This window comes from Candidatus Bathyarchaeia archaeon (assembly GCA_038882715.1).
Classification (GTDB): Archaea; Thermoproteota; Bathyarchaeia; order Bathyarchaeales; family DTEX01; genus DTEX01.
On record JAVZNR010000001.1, the window covers coordinates 283,715 to 300,940 of the forward strand.

Consider the following 17,226-nt stretch of genomic DNA (forward strand, 5'->3'; position numbering starts at 1 on the left):
GATGTCGAGTAGTCCTCTTGGAAGCGACCTAAAAATAGTTGATGAGGAGGAGGGAAGCGATCTGGCGTTAAGCCCGAGCGGGGATCTGGAGATCGTAAAAGATGAGTATAATCTTGGGCAGGCAATAATAAGTAGATTGAGAACTCGGTTGGGCGAATTGGCGGATCTAGGTCATCCAAACTATGGTTCTCGCCTCTATGAGCTAGTCGGCGAGCCGAACAATGAGAGGACAAGAGAGCTTGCTAAAGCATACGTGAGAGAGAGCGTAATGCGCGACCCCAGAGTTAAAGAAATAGTCAACATATCCGTTAAACCTCATAAGGAAGATAAGCGCCGAATAGACATAGAGATAACTCTTCTACCAATCGGTCGGAACACCGCGTTAAATATCGTTTTTCCATTTTATTTGGAGGTCATTTAATGTCGTTTGTTAAGAAATCTTATGAGGAGATAAGGGATGCCATACTTGCCCAGATAACAAAGGGCATAGTTAATGAAGAGCATATCTATGATGTTGATAGAACGAAGTACAAGCTGGAGAACACGCCTGTAAAAAGCATAGTTAAAGTTGAAGGGGTCATGAATGGTGCTCGTCACATGTTTAGGGAGGGCGTTGATTATAGGCTTGCTGGCGATATGCTGGAGTGGCTTCCCAAAGGAGATAAGCCGGATAATAAGACGCCATTCTACGTGAATTATATTTTTGGCACCCCCTCAGGGATCACCGACATAAACCCTGGAAGCGTTACGAGAACTATAGTGGAGGCAATCAGCAGAGAAATAGAATTTCTCTATGAACAGCTAAACAGGGTTTATTTAGCTGGCTTCATTGATACGGCCAAAGGAAGCGCCTTGGACCTAGTTGTCTCCCTACTAGGAATATCGCGTAAACCGCCGGAGCACGCGGCTGGCAAAGTCACTTTTGGAAGGAGCACAGATCCACCGGAGATTCAAGTAAGCCGTGAGGCCCACCTATATGATGGTAAGACAGTCTATGAACTAAATGCTCTTCCAATAAAAAGCGTGAATAAAGTTGAGGGGTTGTCATCCGGCTCCTTACATGTTTTTCAGAGAGATAAAGATTATGCCGTAGTGGAGAGGGGGATCGAGTGGCTGGTAGACGGGAGAAAACCTGATTATAACACTATGTTCTATGTAGATTATACAGCATATGAGCGGATCAAGATACCAGCTGGAATTAAGGTTTCAACTTACTCGCCTAATCCGCGGGAGGCTAAGGTGTTTGTAACAACTGAGGAGCGTTTTCTTGAGAAAATCTCTGAGGGGGTATGGGAGGCGGATGTTCCGGTGAGGGCCTTAACACCTGGCACAGCGGGGAATGTCTATGCTGGTATGATAACAGTTATGCCCCAGCCACTAATGGGAGTAGAATACGTGATCAATAGGGAGGATATACTTAATGGAGCAGAGGCCGAATCTGATGAAGATTTAAGAGGCAGAGCGAAGCGCGCCCTTGAAGTGGCTGGCAAAGCAACATTAACATCTCTGGAGGCAGGGGTGAGGGGTATTGAGGGAGTTACGTGCGTTCTCATTGAGGATATGCCGGATGGTGTTCCTGGCATAGTAAAAATAATTGTGGATGGAGGAGACGAAAAAGAGATTAAAAGAGTCATTGAGGATATAAGAGCCGCAGGCATAAGGGTGGAATTTTTAAGACCTAAACCCGTATATGTAGATGTCTTTTTAACGGTAACATTAGAGAGAGAAGCGGAACCATCAAGAGTAGGGAGAGAAGTAGAAAGCAAGGTGATAGGATATATTTCATCTCTGAAAATAGGTGAGGATATAATATATAGTCGAATTATTGGAGCGGCTTTAAGCGTAGATGGGGTTCATGATATAAACGAGGTTACTATAAAAGCATATCGAAGGGATGGAGAAGCGATTACAAGCACTAAGGCAAACGTAGAAATAAGCAGTGAGGAGAGAGCTACTGCCAGAACCATTAATGTTTTGGTAAAAACTTTGGGTGGAAAAATTTGAAATGAAGAGAACCAAGAGAATTTTGGATAGATTTCCCAGCTTCTATAAAACTTGGGATGAAAACTCCCGTATATTCAAGATAATAGGTGCTGTGGGAAAGAGGCTTGAGGAGGCGGATAAAGATACTAACATAATATTGAGGGCGCACTGGGTTGATACGGCTTTTGGGAACGATATAGATAGGTTAGGAGCCATATTTAATTTGAAGAGAAGAATGGGAGAAGAGGATTCAGAATATAGAAGCCGCCTAAAGAGGGCAATAATGGATTTTAAAGGTGGAGGGACTGTGAGCGCCATCCTATCATCGGTTAAAATGACCCTTGGATTACCGGATGATTACCCAATTGAACTCGTGGAGAACCCCCCTGTTACGGTAGAAAAAACATTGGAGGTGAGAACGGGAGACGCATGGTTCATGTCGAGCAATAGCGTTCTTGACGCTGTCCCAAGCATTACCATTACAACTGAGACAACCAATATGGTAATCATTAATCCAACAATCCTTAATGTTGACACTGGAGAAAAAATATCTTTTAGTGGAGAAATTAAGGCGGGGGAAGAGCTGAAGATAGAGGGCGGTAAGGCAACATTAAACGACGTAGATGTAACTGAGAGACTTACAGTAACCAGTTTTCCGAGACTGCTGAGAAAGGGGTCTACATGGAAATATTCTGAACAGGTAGAGGAAGCAATCGGTAGATTTGATATTTCAAGTTTTGATGAATCTATATTTGCGGTAGGCATACCCACAGCTAAAATAACTTTTAAATGGGTAGCCTATCAACCCGCAACATTCGAGATCAAAATACCGAAAGAAGCCGTCTCAGGAAAAAGGGATTTATCCATTTTAGAAGAAGTTATATACGCAATTAAGGCTGCTGGAGTTAAAGCAATAATTAGAGTTATTTAAGGGAGGAGATTATTTGCCAAAATTTGAACCTATAAAAAGAAAGCCCGGCGAGTTAATTAGATCCGAGGATTGGAATAAGATTCAAGATGATATAAGGGCTGATCTAGAAAGGTTAGAGGAGGAAGTGCGGAATTTAAGAAGGTATGTGGACAGTATGACGGAAAGCGTCGTGTTAACGAATTTAGATAGCCCGACAGGTATACCATATAGGCTTGATGAGGATGTCCCCGGTGAGTCGAGCAACTATGCGTCTAGCGTTGTTGGATATATAACTAGACAGTGGGTTATTGAGAAGGGGAGGACAGGGGAAATATGCAGATTTGGAATACTATCCCACTTTGATATACTATATTATTGGTCTGGGGCAGATAATGGCGACAAAAAGACTTTAGAGATAACTCTTGAGTATGTTGATGGAACGAGGCAAGTAATAGGCGGCATATTTATTCATGAATGGACTAAGCTGAGACCTAAAGGCTCGGATAACCCCTATATTGAGTATCTCTTATCTCCGAATGAACGCGTATGGTACAAGTATGAGCTTAGGAACCCAAATCCGGATAAAGAGGTAAGGTATATAATCTTCAGAAATATTAACGGCGAATGTACGCCGCGAATAGCTAATGTCATCCAATACGTGACTAGAATTAAACCTCTAAAAACCTGAAAATAGCAGTATATGTAGGCGGTTATAAATGATTGATAAAATTGAAGAGGCAATAGTTAGCGTACTGCGAGAAAATATTGAGGGGGTTCCTAAAGAGAATATAGGAATGAGAAAACCAGATCTTAGTATAGCGGTGAATTTGCCAGCAATATCAATTGTGAACGTAGAGTTTAAAATTGAAGAGATTGGAATCGGAAGATCATTCGCCACAAAAAATAATGAAGTTGAAGAGCGCTTTAGCGGAGATGGAAAAAGAGTCAATTATACTCTCAGCAGAAAACCTTTAAAACCAACTTTAATAGTGGAGCACCCTCCGGGTGAAAGAAGGTTAGAAAATGCTGACTACTTTGTAGACTATGAGAATGGGTCAATTACTTTTCAGGTGCCGCCGGAAGAGGGCTCAAATAACATATTAGTTAGGTATCTGATTCCCGCCGAAATAAAAAGCGTAAAGCTCATCATGAAGTATCATATTAATGTTTGGGATGGAGATGAGCTCCGAGCAAATAAAATAACCTTTAGTATTATTGAGGCGCTGCTTAAAAGAGAGGAGGATCTTAATCTTAGGGGCGTGATGATTAAACCAACTGGTGGATTTAGTATTCCAGCGGATAAAACGCCTAAAGGAGTTTATGGAAGAACTATAGAATGTTTATTGGAGACATATATGCAGGTGGAAACCCCGCTTCCTAGAATTGAAAAAATTGAAATAAAACAGAAACGATGACCAGCGAGTTTACATTTTACATAATAGTCATCCCACTTCTTTATGTCGATAAATCTGGTGTGGCGAATCTCTTGGCTTTAGCTGGTAAGCACGCTAATATGTGCATAAATCTAATGTCCTCATTTTTAAGTGTTAACGCCATTCTAAACGCCTTTCTCGGAGCCAATATATTTAATTATATGGTTTGCTGTCGCTTTATTTAGGCGGTGCATATGGTTAATCTTTGGCGTGATATTTCGCCCGGCGACGATCCGCCTAATGTCGTTAATGCTGTTATTGAGGTTGTTAGCTGGTCTAGAGATAAGTACGAGTATCATAGGGAGTGGGAGGCATTCGTGCTTGACCGTGTCCTCCACTCCTCAGTTGTCTTTCCAGTCGAGTACGGTTTTATCCCGCAGACGTGGTATCATGATAATGACCCACTTGACATAATGGTTTTATCTTATGAGCCGCTTGAGGTCGGGTGCATAGTTAAGGTTAAGCCCATAGGCGTACTAATCCTAGAGGACGAGGAGGGGGAAGATCCGAAGATCCTTTCAGTGCCGATCAGAGACCCGAGGTTCGATGGGGTAAGAGATCTATCAGACATCCACCCGCATAAGCTGGTGGAGATAAGGGAGTTCTTTGAAGTCTATAAGAGGCTTGAGCCGAGGAAATGGGTTAAATTCAAATCGTGGGGAAACGCCGAAGAGGCAAAGAGACTAATAAATTATGCGATAAATCTCTTCAAGAGAACCTTCGGGTAACCTTACAATTTTTATGAGGTTAAATGAAAGATAGCGGTGAAGCCTAGAACCCTTCACCCTCAATGTATTTTATGAATTCTTTTAGAGCTAGAAGTGAACCATGCGCAAACATATTTCCGCAATCTTTCAACATTCTCTTAATTTCTTCTATGCTCATGAACCTCCCCTCAGAGATCTCCTCGCTGTTCAGTTTAAATGGGCCGTTATGGCGACATAGGTAGAGCGCTGAGATCTCACGTTCAGTTTCGGAAAAACACTTAAACCTGCCTATCCACTTTAATTGGGCGTTTATGCCGAGTTCCTCCATAAGTTCTCTTCTAGCTGCCTCCTCGTAGCTCTCGCCATGTTCAACATGCCCTGATGCGGAGCAAGCGTATAGCCCGGGGTAAAGATCCTTGCTCATTGAACGCTTCTGTATGAAGATTTCGCCTTTATCATTAAGGACTATCACGTAAACAGACCTGTGAATTAGACCCCTTTTATGGCACTCGCTCCTAGAAGCCCGGCCGACAACATTATCATTCTCATCAACAACATAGAAGATTTCATCCCCGCCCATGAAGACATACCACCATACTTTCGGGCTAATTAGGAGGAATCCGGAAGCTGGAGATTTTTAATTCGCTCTTCATAAGGAGGATTGCGCGTTTACACCTTGTTCATAGGTGCTTGATGGAGAATTTTTCGCCTTCGTCCAGCATCGCTAGGTAATTTTCTACTGGTATATAGTTTGTTATAGTGTTTCCTGAGCCTAGAGCGTAGCCGCCTCCGGAAGCGCACTTATTAAGTATGTCTCGAATGTAGTCTCTAAGGGTTTCTTCTGGCATGCGTGAGAGTTTATCTACATCCGCGCCGCCTAAAATGGCTATTCTATCACCGTACTTGGCTTTAGCCTCCCATACTGGTTCTATCTCATCCTGAAAAGAGTGCTTGGCATCTATGCCAACATAGTTTATTAGATCGTTCATCACGCTCTTAAGGTTCCCGCAGGAGTGGAGAATGAAAGGTAAACCTCTCTTATGAGCTATCTCCACGCATTTCTTCTGCCATGGGAAAACGTATCTACGTAGGATATATGGCGAGAGAAATGTTCCCTTCTTATAGCCCATATCATCGCCCATTCTCAGCGCTATTAGTTTACCCATTTTCGCTATCTCCTCGTCAACTCTAACTATTATAGAGCCTATTTTATCAAACATCTTTTCAACAAGGCCCCTGTCCCTATAAACCGCTCTGCAGAGCGGAACCATACCCATAAGCCAGCTCACATGCTCGAAGACCCCACCGCTCACCCCGCCTACCACGCCCATATCCTCCGGCAGAAGCCTCTCAAGCAGCTCAAAGTAGGTTAGATCAGCCGCATTATCAGGGTCAGGCCACGGGTAGGATTCAAAGTCATCTATAGTTTCGATCTCGCCCCTATTCTCATCTTGCCATTCTCTAATTCCCCTAGAAAATGTGGCTGTATCCTTCGCTCTAAGCCTATTTGTTCTCGGAAGGTTGAGGGGGATCTCGAAAGGAACATAGTCGTAGCCTAGCTTCCTGTAAAACTTTATTAGAGCTGATATGTGCTTCTCCTTAAGCCCAGCGTTGAGGTTGGAATTTAAGGCAGGTATAGGCTCGCCCAGAATCAGCTCCATAACCTCTTTATCCACAAAGTGCTCGTAAAAAGGTACTTTATCTGGTTCGCCTTCCCTCCTAAGAACGGTTAAAAGCCTACGATAATCCGGCTTCCTCACAAATTAACACCTCTAATCTAATTAAAAATATTCCTGTTAGAAACATAGGTATTTATGTTTATTCTAGGCGATATTCGCTTAGCGTCTCTAAAATAACCTTTATATCCTCTCCCCCGAGCAGCGGAAAAGCCTCCATCTCACCTTTCACGGCACCTCTTTTCCTGAGCACGCCGATTCCATAGCCGTCCCTAAAGAACCTGCTAAGCGCGCCAGCCTCCACCTCTACATTATTGACTCTTCCACGATACTTCTCTCTCGGAAAAGCTGGGTGGACTGCTTCAGCAATATCCCTAACGAGACTTCTTGGGCTGAGTATAGAGAGGATTCGCCGCCCGCCGAAGTTTATGTCGAAGCACCTATAGGCTGGAAGCATCATCTTTAAATCATCGCTAATAAAGATGTATACGCTTCCGCTTTGAGTTGGGAGGAGCCCCCTAGGCATCCCTGAAACCTTCTTTTCTGGAACATATTTTACGCCTTCCACTTGCGCTATTTCCAGCGCCTTAACAGTGACCCATTCATGCTTTATCGATACGCCTTTTAGAGCGTCAAGTTCCCACTGATATACGTTTCCCTCCCCAATCCCGATCTCCACATGGTTGCCATAAACAGTGAATCTAACTATCGTGCTCCTGTGAAAGTTGCCCCAAGAGGAGTTTAATAGTCCGCTTAAGATGACCTTCATCACTAGGGCAGGTATGAGCCTACCCTTAAACATTTAAAGCCACCCTAACCCTAGAGGTGAAAGCAGCACCTTGATCGATGATAGCGCTTGATATGTTGACTCAAAGTCCGATATGCCTAGAAATATTGATCTGCGGAACCCGCCGTTAGGGTTCTGGAACCTTGCCACAAACATCAAGGTTTCTTTAGGATAAGCGATCCTCTCCTTTAAGATCTCAAGCGATTTAATTCCAAAATAGGTGTCTTCAAGATAGGTTGGTGCGGCTCCTGGGGCATGTGTGAAACCACCTCCAGCATACTCATGCTTTCTAATCCACTTCAATGTGTCAGCTAGTTCGCTAACATCGTAGCCTAGATTTTTTAGTGTTCCAAGAGTGTAGAATGTTGAGGCCATCTTGGATCGCTTGGCGCTTCCAAAGCTTCCATCACTATTCTTAATCCTAAATATTGCTTCAGTAATCTTCTCCGAGTCCAGCTTGATGTTAAGGGCTGTACATAGGTCGACAAGCATATACATGCTCTCAACTTCCGAGAGGGCTTCAATATCTATGGAGGGGCTTTCAAGGCTCTCTATCAACTTGGGCAGATATTCTATGGGATCTATAGGCAGCTTCAGCGTTTTCTCCCCAAATTTTAGTAGGGATTTAATCACATAATATGCGACTTTAACCGAGTCAAAATGCCCATCCGAATGCTGTAGGCTCTTCAGGAAATTAATCGTTTTATCAACGTTAATCGGCTGGACGCCCAAAATATCCAATATATTCAGCGCGTAGAATGTGTCTTGAGCATTCGACTCCGTCCACCTACAGAACGTGTAACCTCCATCAGGGTTCTGCCGCTCAAGAATATAATCCACAATAGTATCCAAGCTAACTAAGTCTCCTATCGAGGGCTGCAGAGCGAGCAGGGGCTTCAACCCATTCCACCAGCATCTGGCGCATTAAGCCGCTTGCTGATAAAGTAGGAGCCATCAGCCCGCGCGGCCAGAGCGGGCGGTTAAGGGTGGGCCCCATCACCCATTGGATAAGGAGAAAAAGAAGTCTCTTTTATTTAAGGGTTTTCCTTAGCGCCTTCAACTTTCCTTAAGCATGGTAATAACGCCCTAAAGACTCGCATATTAAGGAACTGTGGGGGGTCGGGGTTTTCGATCAAATGTTTGTAGACTAAATTCTCGTCCATTTTCATTAGTCTAAGGAAAACTGGCCAATCAATAACTGTTTCAGACATGAAAGTGCGGTTTTCCCTCTTAATGACTAATATTCTGCCGCGCCTACAGAATTTTGCAGCCTTAGGCGAAATTGTTACTGGCCAAGGAGCTGTCGATTTTGCCCTAAAACCGTTTTTAAATGGGATCTTTGCTCTCGTTAAGGCAACGGCGTAGTATGCGTTGTCTCTAGATGGATGAACCTTCCAGTATTTTCCAGAGAGCATTGCTGAGATCAGATTCTCGATTTCGAGTCGCGTGCATCTTGGATAAAGCCTCTTGAGGAGAGTTCTCAATTCTTCAGGCCGCAATGCTGATCACCGTTGTCGCTAATCCCACGGCTTCCCTTTCCCGAGACTTTACCGCTCTTTTCATTAGATTGCATTTTAATTATATTAAGAATAATTTCAGTCTTGCTGAGGTTTAAATTTGCCAAAAACAGTCAATAAACTCGCGTGGAACGTTGCTTGTCGTCATTCTGATGTGTTACCGTTTTAATGTTAAGGGCTTTAGAGAAGTTAAGGCTTAGTCATAAATTTTCGCTGATGATCCAATCTAGCAGCTTTTTAGGTGGCACCTTTCTTCTCTCGGCCTCCCTTAGTATTTCACCATGCTCTTTAAGGGCTCTGCTTAAGGCGAGGAGTTCTCTTTTAATGGCGTTTTCCGAGTAGCCGAATTCCCTTAAAATATCCTTCATGGGCATATTCCAGCGGGTTGCCATGGTGCAGTCCCCGTTAATCTCTATTGAGAAGTCGCCTAAGGATGGATCTGTTCCGCTCTTCCACCAGAATGGCCAAACCCTGCAGATCAGCGGCCTATAGTCTCCAAGCCTACAGCCCCTACCGTGCAGTAGGGCTATACACGAACCATTTATAAACCTTGTTTGGAGGCGATAGTGGGCGCCATCCCAAAAATAGTATATTTGATTCATCTCCGGATCCAGTAAGTGGTGAAGGTATATTGCTGGAATCACATCCACCTCAACTATAATCTTCACATCTTCCATAGAATAACTCTTCAGCAGTAGACGGAGGTCTTCGGCTAAAATGAAGGGGCGACAGCAACTGCAACACCCAAGCCCAAGGGAAGCACAATGTAGACAGAGAACATGAGTCACACATTTAGTCTCAGACGTAGTGCGGATACCCCCAGAGACAGGGGCGCTTCAGGATGCTTTAGGATAGAAGAGAAACAAGTTAAACCTATAAAGCTTTTGCTAAATTAATGCTATCTACACTTTAAAGTTAATTAGGATGTTTTGCAACCAATTAATGGTTTAAGATCCCCAGATGGGAAGAAGAGCCTTAAAGGCGATTGAGCACATGTCTAAAAGAGGCGTTCGTGAAACATGTAAAGGATTACGAAGCTTCAAGAGAAAGGAAGCGATGCGGTTAACCAACACAGCGCTCAAACGCTTAAGCAGCATGTTTTGCTCAGTTTACCCTATGTTCAAATGTTCTAGCTGGAGGGTTTTAAACCGTGACGCTGATCTCTAGACCGAGCTTCGCGAAGACGCTTAAACAATCGGTGATGGCATACGCGTTCAACATATTTGGAATATTTGCTGGAACACTCATCGCATATTACTCTGAGCTCTTTCAGGCTGCGCCATGGGCCATAGTGATCTACCCTCCAATACTAAGTGCGCGTGGGGTTATAGGCGGCTTATTTTGCGGAAGGTTGAGCACCGCCCTCCATCTTGGCACAGTTAAACCCCGTTTTTTTGAGAACACAAAAGACTTCTATCTGCTTTTCCAAGCGATAGTTTTCTTAACGTTCGAGGCGAGCGTATTTATGGCTTTGGTGGCCGTTCTCTTTGGAATAGTTTATCGCGGTGCGCTTATTAGTGAATTGTGGAGCATGGTAAACGTGCTTATGGCGACTATGGCTTTATCCCTGCTGGTTATTTCCCCGCTCACTCTAGCAGTCTCCTTTATCTCCTTCAAGCATGGTTTAGACCCGGACATAATTTTGTACCCTGTAGAATCCACCACCGCAGACCTGCTTATAACAGTAATCTACATTTTTATGCTTCACATCCATATTCTCTACGGCTCATTCTGGCAGCATCTTCTCCTCATCACAAATTCGGCTCTAATATTTTCAGCAACCTATATACTCGCCAAAAACATACATGAACAAGAGTTCATCAAAACTTTAAGGGAATCCCTGCTAACCCTAATAATAGTCTCTTTTATAATCAATGTTGCCGGAGCATTTTTAGGGAGAATCGACGAGATTATACGTGAGAAACAAGGTGTTTATGAAGTTTACCCCGTCTACGTTGTTTATCCCGCTTTAATCGACACTATAGGCGATGTCGGCGCCGTCGTTGGCTCAACAGCCACAACGAAGCTGGCTCTAGGCACCTTAAAGGCTTCATTTGCCTCGATAAAAGATCATTTTTCGGAGATTTCAGGCGCCTGGACAGCATCCCTAATAATGTATTTCATCTACTCCGTTTTAGCTCTCACGGTGATCGGGGCGCTGCATCCCTTAAACGTCGCAAGGTTTTCTCTACTCTTATTCACAGTTAATATTTTAGCCGCAGTGCTAATCATCTTAGTCTCCTACTCTGTGGCAATCATAACCTATAAGAAAGGTTTAGATCCAGACAACTTCGAGATACCTGTTGAAAGCTCCTTAGCCGACGCTTTGACAACAATCTCCCTACTAACAGCCCTGATTCTATGGGGTTTAATCTGGCCTTAAAAACATTGAAGTTTCATCTTCAGTTTCAGAAAGCAGCCTAGTGCTGGCAGGAGCAAAATTTTCTTTACAGGTTCTCCTAGACATACATTTAAATTGGAGCCGTTAAGCTAGATGGTTACGGTGTTGATATTGCCTGCTGGAGAATGGATGCCTCTGGATGGAGATACTGTTCTTACGGGCGAAGGCTTCATCTTAAATGTTTTCGGATACGAGCATCCGGAGAAACGTATTTTCTCGTTTTTAAAATATATTCCCTCAACGGTTAAGAACCTGTTTAATGTTAGCTTCCTAGATAGAAAGTGGAAATATGGTGAGATTGAATTACTCCGAGCTGAGAAACTTTACACCGCAGACAACTATAAGGAGTTCTTAAAAATTTTCAGAGAGAATTTTCCGGATTACGTTTATTTTTGCCCTTTTAGGAGGAAGGAAGTAATTAGCGTGCCGCTGGATCGCATCGTGAAAGTTTTCATTCCTAGAGAGTGCCTCAGAAATATTTTCGGGAGAGCGGACAGAGACTGTCTTCAGAGTACGGCGTTAGAGTTAATCGATCTCCTCTCAGACACTTCAAATGTTCCAGTAGAAGATTTTGGTATACACGGTTCAATCGCCCTAGACATGCACAGCAGTGAATCCGACATAGACATAGTTGTCTATGGTGGAGAGAATTTTAGGAAGGTTGAGGCAGCTGTGAAGAAACTTGCGGGGGAAGGGGCGATCAAATACATATTCAAGAATAGACTGGATTATGTGAGGAAATTTAGAGGACAGTATAAAGGTAAAGTTTTCATGTATACTGCCGTCCGCAAACCCGAGGAGATAAATGTAAAGTACGGCTGGTATCGCTACACACCCGTAAGGCATGTGAAGTTCAAGTGCACAGTTAAAGACGACAGCGAATCAATGTTTCGCCCAGCAATCTACGAGGTCGAAAACTATCTTCCATTAACCCCTGAATCAGATCTCCCTCGTGAAATGGTTCCGGAGAGAGTTGTCTCCATGATCGGATGCTACAGGAATGTTGCGAGGAAAGGCGGGGAGATTAAAGTTTCTGGGATGCTGGAGCGGGTCGAAAGTGTTTTGACGGGCGAAGTCTACTATCAAGCTGTTGTTGGAACCGCCGAGAGCGGGGAGGAATATATTTGGCCAGTTTAAAACTTAGGGATCGGGATGCCATTTTAACACATGAGGGGCTTATCTTCAGGGTTCTTGGCTACTCTCATCCGCCAGCAGGCTACATATGTGATCTTGAATACGCTCCCTCAGAAATATTTAGGTCAGACAACCCGAAAGCGTTTAGAAGCGATGGGAGAAGAACTTTCTATAAGTTTTTCGGGGATGAGGGTTGGGGATTCGTATCGGAGAAGTATCCGCACTACATGCTAGACTACGAGCCCTTAGGTAGGAGAGTTATAGGGGTAAGGTGTGAGAGCATCGCGGAAATTAGAAAACCTGAAGAAAGGCTGCGTCAAATCATTGAATCAGGTTGTAATGATGAGTTGATTCATGCTCTTAGAGGAATCCTTCGTATAATTGTTGAAGATCAAGGTTTGCCTCTAGAGGATTTCGGGGTCTTCGGCTCTCTTCTACATGGCTTCTATAACCCAAAATTCTCAGATATCGACATCATTGTTTATGGTAGAAGCAGCCTAGGAAGGGTTCGCCAGACACTGCAAGACCTTTACGGCGACGAATCTTCACTCTTCACAAACGAGTTTATCGATGATGGTCCTGTTAAGGGTAAGGTTTGGCGGTTTAAAAATTTAAGTCCAAAAGAGTTTGTTTGGCATCAGCGACGAAAAATGGTTTACGCTGTTTTCCACGACAAGTTTTCTGGACGCAGGATAAAGGTTGAATTTGAGCCGGTTAAGGCTTGGCATGAAATATCGGGTAAATATGAGAGAATCAGCAGGATAGTTTGGAGAGGATGGATAAAAGCCACCGTGAAAATTACAGGTGACGAGGAAGCGCCATTCATGCCTTCAATATACTCTGTTGAACCTGTTGAGATTATTGATGGACCTGAAGCCGATGATATCTTGAGGGTAGTTTCGTATCTTGAAGAGTTTAGAATGCAATGTTGGAGAGATGAGGTCGCTTACGTGGAAGGAAACCTAGAGAAGGTTGAAACAAACCAGGGAAGCTTCCATCAGATAACCTTGACTTACGGGCCGCGCTACTATGATCAGACACTTAAGGTTGCGAAGATCGATTAATGATGCGTAACCTAGTCTGCTAACCGCTCCTAGAAACATTAAGAGTTAAAAGATTGTATGAAGAATATTTGATGAAGCGAGGGTCTGGTGAGGCGTGTTAAATGTTTCCAAGAGAGATTAAACAAGAATATAGCATGATAAAAGATATAAGGGATTCCCCAAACGCGTTGAAAGCCGTTATAAAAAGCCTTAATAGGATGAGCGAGATTGCGGATTACGCCTGCAAATTTAGGAAGATCTTCTTCATAGGATGCGGCTCATCATATTATGCGGCTCTCTTCGGCTCTTGGCCGTTGATGAGAAACGGTGAGCTTGTAGCCTATGCGCTTCCATCCTCCGAACTGATTTTTCACTTCGCAAACATCGTAAACAGCGATAGCCTAGTTATCGGGATCTCTAGATCCGGAAGAACAGCGGAAACGGTGACAGCCCTTGAGATATGTAAGAGAAGGGGGGCTCGCACAGTCGGCTTCACGATTGAGAAGGAAAGCGAGATCACTGGTATAGTGAACGAACCGATTGTGCTGGATATTGGTGAAGAGAAAAGTATCATTATGACGAAGAGTTTTACAGCGTTCTCCCTTGCGACAGCAGTCTTTTCCAGCATTTTGGATGAAAAGATTTCCGGCGAAAAGCATATTTTCGTAGATGAGAGTAAGGCGATGCCGTCTCTAACCGAAAATATTTTAAAAGCTGAAGGTAGAATTGCGGCGGTGTCGAAAAGGCTTCTCGACGAGAGTATTGAAAGGTTCATCTTTTTGGGATCAGGCCCCTCCTATCCAATAGCTCTGGAGGGCGCGTTAAAAGTTAAGGAGACATCTTACGTCGCAACGGAGGGGCTGCATCTACTTGAGTTTAGGCATGGCCCTATGGCTACCATAGGTGAGAGATTAACTCTGGTGATTTCATGTTTTCTCGGCGAAAACGCTATTTACCTGAAAAACTTTGTTTCGGAGTTTGCCAGCAAAAGCGCGGACATGGTTTTAATATCTGACTCTGAAGATTTTGGGGAGAACGCTTTAAGGCTGCCGCCTGAATATAGCGGTGAATGTAAGGCTCTTCTATCTATTGTGCCTATGCAGATCTTAGCCTACTATTACGCCGTGGGTAAAGGCAGGGATCCGGATAAGCCGAGAAACCTCTTCAGATACGTGCAGAGGTTCTAGAAATGTTCATTCTATGCATGGACATCGGCAAAACAAAGACCTTGGCAGTAATTTTAAATGAGAGAGGAGATGTTCTCGGAAAGTTTATCTCCGGCCCTTCAGGAATGTGGTTGAAGGAAGAAACAGTAATAAGGAATATTAGGGAGGCTATCGACGGCTGCCTATCCGCTTCACGCCTATCGCTTAAGGACATAAGTTTGATCTCAATAAGCTGGGCTGACCTAGACACTCCGAGAGATTGGGAGAACGCTTGGAAAGTTATAGAAAAGATTGGGGTCGAGAGAGATAAGGTCTTGATTGAGCATGATGCCGTTGCAGCGTATTACGCTGTAACATTTGGGGAAGCCGGCGTCGCGGTTATAGCTGGGACTGGGAGCATCGGTTTTGGAATCAACAGTAGAGGCGAACGAATGAGGTCGAGTGGATGGGGTTGGCTTATCGGCGATGAGGGGAGCGCCTACTGGATTGCGGTGAAAGCGTTAAACGCCATTTCAAGAGCCTATGATGGAAGAGGAGAAAAGACTATTCTGTCGAAAATGATTTCCGACTACTTTGGCGTTGAAAATGAGCTTGAGATCCTAAATAAAGTCTATAAGGATCTGGGATGCGATCCCACAGAGGTATCGAAAATTGCTAGAATTGTCGATGAGGCAGCCTCTAGAGGGGATAAAGTGGCTAAAAATATACTTGAGGATGCCGGAAGGGAGCTAGCCCTGGCGGCGCTATGCATCATTAGAGGGCTTAAGATGGAGGATGAAAAAATCATCGTCGGCGGGTTAGGCGGAGTTTTCAGGTCAAAAATCGTTAAAGATACTTTTATTAGGACTGTTAAAGAGGGCGCTCCGAAAGCTATTGTGAAAGAGCCTTTGGTGGAAGAAGAACCAATTTTAGGGCCGATTATAATGGCCTTCAGAAAAATCGGATTAAAGTTTTCAGAAGAAGACCTAAAATCAATTCTCAAAAGCATGAGAATGTTTAAGTGAACGTTTAAGTGAACGGTTGCCTAAACAGTTAGGCTCAGAGCCAAATTAAACGGGCTTTTTAGTGGTCGCTTTAATCATGGTTAATGTCACAATTATATAAAATACGTGCACTCAAATTATATTCGGTGTTTCCCCTATGTTAAGAGAGGGCTTTTTGAAAGTGAGGTTTGGCGTGGACTATTATCCTGAGCATTGGCCTAGGGAGAGATGGACTAAGGATGCGGATCTGATGGCTGAAATCGGCTTTAACACCGTGCGCCTCGCCGAGTTCTCTTGGAGCAAGATTGAGCCTAGAGAAGGCGAGTACCATTTCGAGTGGCTTGACGAGGCAATAGAGATCCTCTCTAAGAGGGGGATAAAGGCGATAATTGGAACCCCAACGGCGGCTCCGCCCCCATGGATCATTAGGAAGCATCCAGATATTCTCCGCGTTGATCATAACGGCGTTAGAAGCCCAGCTGGAACTAGGCGCAACTACTGTCCAAATAACCAAAACTATATCCTGCATACGAGGAGAATCGTTGAGAAGATGGCGCTACACTTTAAAGATGATCCGAATGTTATTGGATGGCAGATTGATAACGAGTTTGGAATAGACTTGTGCTATTGCGACAGCTGCGTTGAGGAGTTTAGGGGCTGGCTTAGGGCGAAATATGGAACATTAGACAACCTCAATAAGTCGTGCGGCTTCATATTCTGGAGCCAGGAGTATGGGGATTGGAGCGAGATATATCCGCCTAAACCGCCTATAGATATGCAGAACCCGAGCCTCTGCCTAGATTGGCATAGATTCATGAGCGATTCATGGATAAAATATCAGCAGATTCAAGTCGACATAATTCGTAGGATCGCGCCGCATCACATAGTAACGCATAACTTCATGGGCTTATACAAGGAGCTAGATTACTTCCGCTTAGCTGAATCATTAGACATAGTCTCCTTCGACTACTATCCAAAATGGGGTTCAAGCATAGACTACGCGGCGTCGGCTATGGCGCATGACGTCATGCGCAGTCTCAAGAAGAAGCCCTACTGGATTATGGAGCTCCAGAGCGGCGCTGTTAAAACCCGCCTAGCGCCAATTCCTAAGCCCGGAGAAATAAGGCTTTGGACCCTTCAATCAATCGCTAGGGGGGCTAATGGGGTACTGTACTTTAGGTGGAGGTCTTGCAGGTTCGGCGCTGAAGAATACTGGCATGGCATACTAGACCACGATGGTGTTCCCAGAAGGAGGTTTCTTGAAGTTAAAAGGGTTTCCAAGGATATTGAGAAGATCACGCCATATATCGAAGAAACAAACGTTAAACCAGAGGTAGCGTTTATCCTCGTCTACGATAATATTTGGGCCTGGGACCTCGAAGTAGGCTATGGTGGAAAAAACTATTATGGGTTAAGTTCATGGGATCCGGCTTTAGACTTCTATAGGGCCTTATATTCGAGGAATCTTCCAGTGGACTTTGTTGAT

18 protein-coding genes and 1 riboswitch are annotated in these 17,226 nt (G+C 44.1%); of the genes, 12 read left to right on the top strand and 6 right to left on the bottom strand.

Annotated features, from left to right (window positions below):
* Position 1: 1 nt before the first annotated feature.
* The 6 genes from QXR61_01475 (at position 2) to QXR61_01500 (ending at position 5,054) form a co-directional block, all read left to right on the top strand.
* Positions 2–421 carry a GPW/gp25 family protein gene (locus tag QXR61_01475; protein MEM3756622.1) on the top strand — a complete coding sequence of 140 codons (420 nt, stop codon included), beginning with the start codon at positions 2–4 and terminating at the stop codon, positions 419–421.
* On the top strand, positions 421–2,004 hold the full coding sequence (locus tag QXR61_01480; GenBank protein MEM3756623.1) for a baseplate J/gp47 family protein: 1,584 nt from the start codon (positions 421–423) through the stop codon (positions 2,002–2,004). Before QXR61_01475 ends, QXR61_01480 begins: the two co-directional genes overlap by 1 nt.
* Before the next feature lies 1 nt (position 2,005).
* Positions 2,006–2,914, top strand: coding sequence for a hypothetical protein (locus QXR61_01485; protein MEM3756624.1), 909 nt, complete (start codon positions 2,006–2,008; stop codon positions 2,912–2,914).
* A gap of 13 nt (positions 2,915–2,927) precedes the next feature.
* Positions 2,928–3,581 (top strand): hypothetical protein, encoded by a 654-nt coding sequence (locus QXR61_01490; protein MEM3756625.1) that lies wholly within the window; start codon positions 2,928–2,930, stop codon positions 3,579–3,581.
* Between the two features lie 28 nt (positions 3,582–3,609).
* Positions 3,610–4,308, top strand: a complete 699-nt coding sequence (locus QXR61_01495) for a hypothetical protein (GenBank protein ID MEM3756626.1) — start codon at positions 3,610–3,612, stop codon at positions 4,306–4,308.
* 212 nt (positions 4,309–4,520) lie between these two features.
* On the top strand, positions 4,521–5,054 hold the full coding sequence (locus tag QXR61_01500; GenBank protein ID MEM3756627.1) for an inorganic diphosphatase: 534 nt from the start codon (positions 4,521–4,523) through the stop codon (positions 5,052–5,054).
* Positions 5,055–5,097: 43 nt separating this feature from the next.
* Here QXR61_01500 and QXR61_01505 read toward each other — a convergent pair whose 3' ends face one another.
* The 6 genes from QXR61_01505 to QXR61_01530 form a co-directional block, all read right to left on the bottom strand.
* Positions 5,098–5,613: an NUDIX domain-containing protein gene (locus QXR61_01505; protein MEM3756628.1), complete on the bottom strand. Its 516-nt coding sequence runs from the start codon at positions 5,611–5,613 to the stop codon at positions 5,098–5,100.
* Between the two features lie 100 nt (positions 5,614–5,713).
* Positions 5,714–6,793 (bottom strand): uroporphyrinogen decarboxylase family protein, encoded by a 1,080-nt coding sequence (locus QXR61_01510; GenBank protein MEM3756629.1) that lies wholly within the window; start codon positions 6,791–6,793, stop codon positions 5,714–5,716.
* Between the two features lie 58 nt (positions 6,794–6,851).
* Positions 6,852–7,511 carry a hypothetical protein gene (locus tag QXR61_01515; protein ID MEM3756630.1) on the bottom strand — a complete coding sequence of 220 codons (660 nt, stop codon included), beginning with the start codon at positions 7,509–7,511 and terminating at the stop codon, positions 6,852–6,854.
* Positions 7,512–8,396 (bottom strand): prenyltransferase/squalene oxidase repeat-containing protein, encoded by an 885-nt coding sequence (locus QXR61_01520; protein MEM3756631.1) that lies wholly within the window; start codon positions 8,394–8,396, stop codon positions 7,512–7,514.
* 38 nt (positions 8,397–8,434) lie between these two features.
* Positions 8,435–8,506: riboswitch (Fluoride riboswitch) on the bottom strand.
* Between the two features lie 24 nt (positions 8,507–8,530).
* Positions 8,531–8,995: a hypothetical protein gene (locus tag QXR61_01525; GenBank protein ID MEM3756632.1), complete on the bottom strand. Its 465-nt coding sequence runs from the start codon at positions 8,993–8,995 to the stop codon at positions 8,531–8,533.
* Between the two features lie 218 nt (positions 8,996–9,213).
* Positions 9,214–9,690 (bottom strand): hypothetical protein, encoded by a 477-nt coding sequence (locus tag QXR61_01530; protein ID MEM3756633.1) that lies wholly within the window; start codon positions 9,688–9,690, stop codon positions 9,214–9,216.
* Positions 9,691–10,163: 473 nt separating this feature from the next.
* On the opposite strand from QXR61_01530, the gene QXR61_01535 reads away from it, so the two are divergent.
* The 6 genes from QXR61_01535 to QXR61_01560 all read left to right on the top strand — a co-directional run.
* Complete coding sequence (locus QXR61_01535; GenBank protein MEM3756634.1) at positions 10,164–11,396, top strand: magnesium transporter; 1,233 nt, start codon at positions 10,164–10,166, stop codon at positions 11,394–11,396.
* A gap of 120 nt (positions 11,397–11,516) precedes the next feature.
* Positions 11,517–12,551, top strand: a complete 1,035-nt coding sequence (locus tag QXR61_01540; GenBank protein MEM3756635.1) for a nucleotidyltransferase domain-containing protein — start codon at positions 11,517–11,519, stop codon at positions 12,549–12,551.
* Positions 12,539–13,612 (top strand): nucleotidyltransferase domain-containing protein, encoded by a 1,074-nt coding sequence (locus QXR61_01545; GenBank protein ID MEM3756636.1) that lies wholly within the window; start codon positions 12,539–12,541, stop codon positions 13,610–13,612. Before QXR61_01540 ends, QXR61_01545 begins: the two co-directional genes overlap by 13 nt.
* 101 nt (positions 13,613–13,713) lie before the next feature.
* The gene (locus tag QXR61_01550; GenBank protein MEM3756637.1) at positions 13,714–14,778 is read left to right on the top strand and encodes an SIS domain-containing protein; all 1,065 of its coding nucleotides are present in this window, start codon (positions 13,714–13,716) and stop codon (positions 14,776–14,778) included.
* A 2-nt stretch (positions 14,779–14,780) separates the two neighbouring features.
* Positions 14,781–15,761, top strand: coding sequence for a BadF/BadG/BcrA/BcrD ATPase family protein (locus QXR61_01555; protein MEM3756638.1), 981 nt, complete (start codon positions 14,781–14,783; stop codon positions 15,759–15,761).
* A 136-nt stretch (positions 15,762–15,897) separates the two neighbouring features.
* A partial coding sequence (locus QXR61_01560) for a beta-galactosidase (protein ID MEM3756639.1) occupies positions 15,898–17,226 on the top strand: 1,329 nt, incomplete at its 3' end.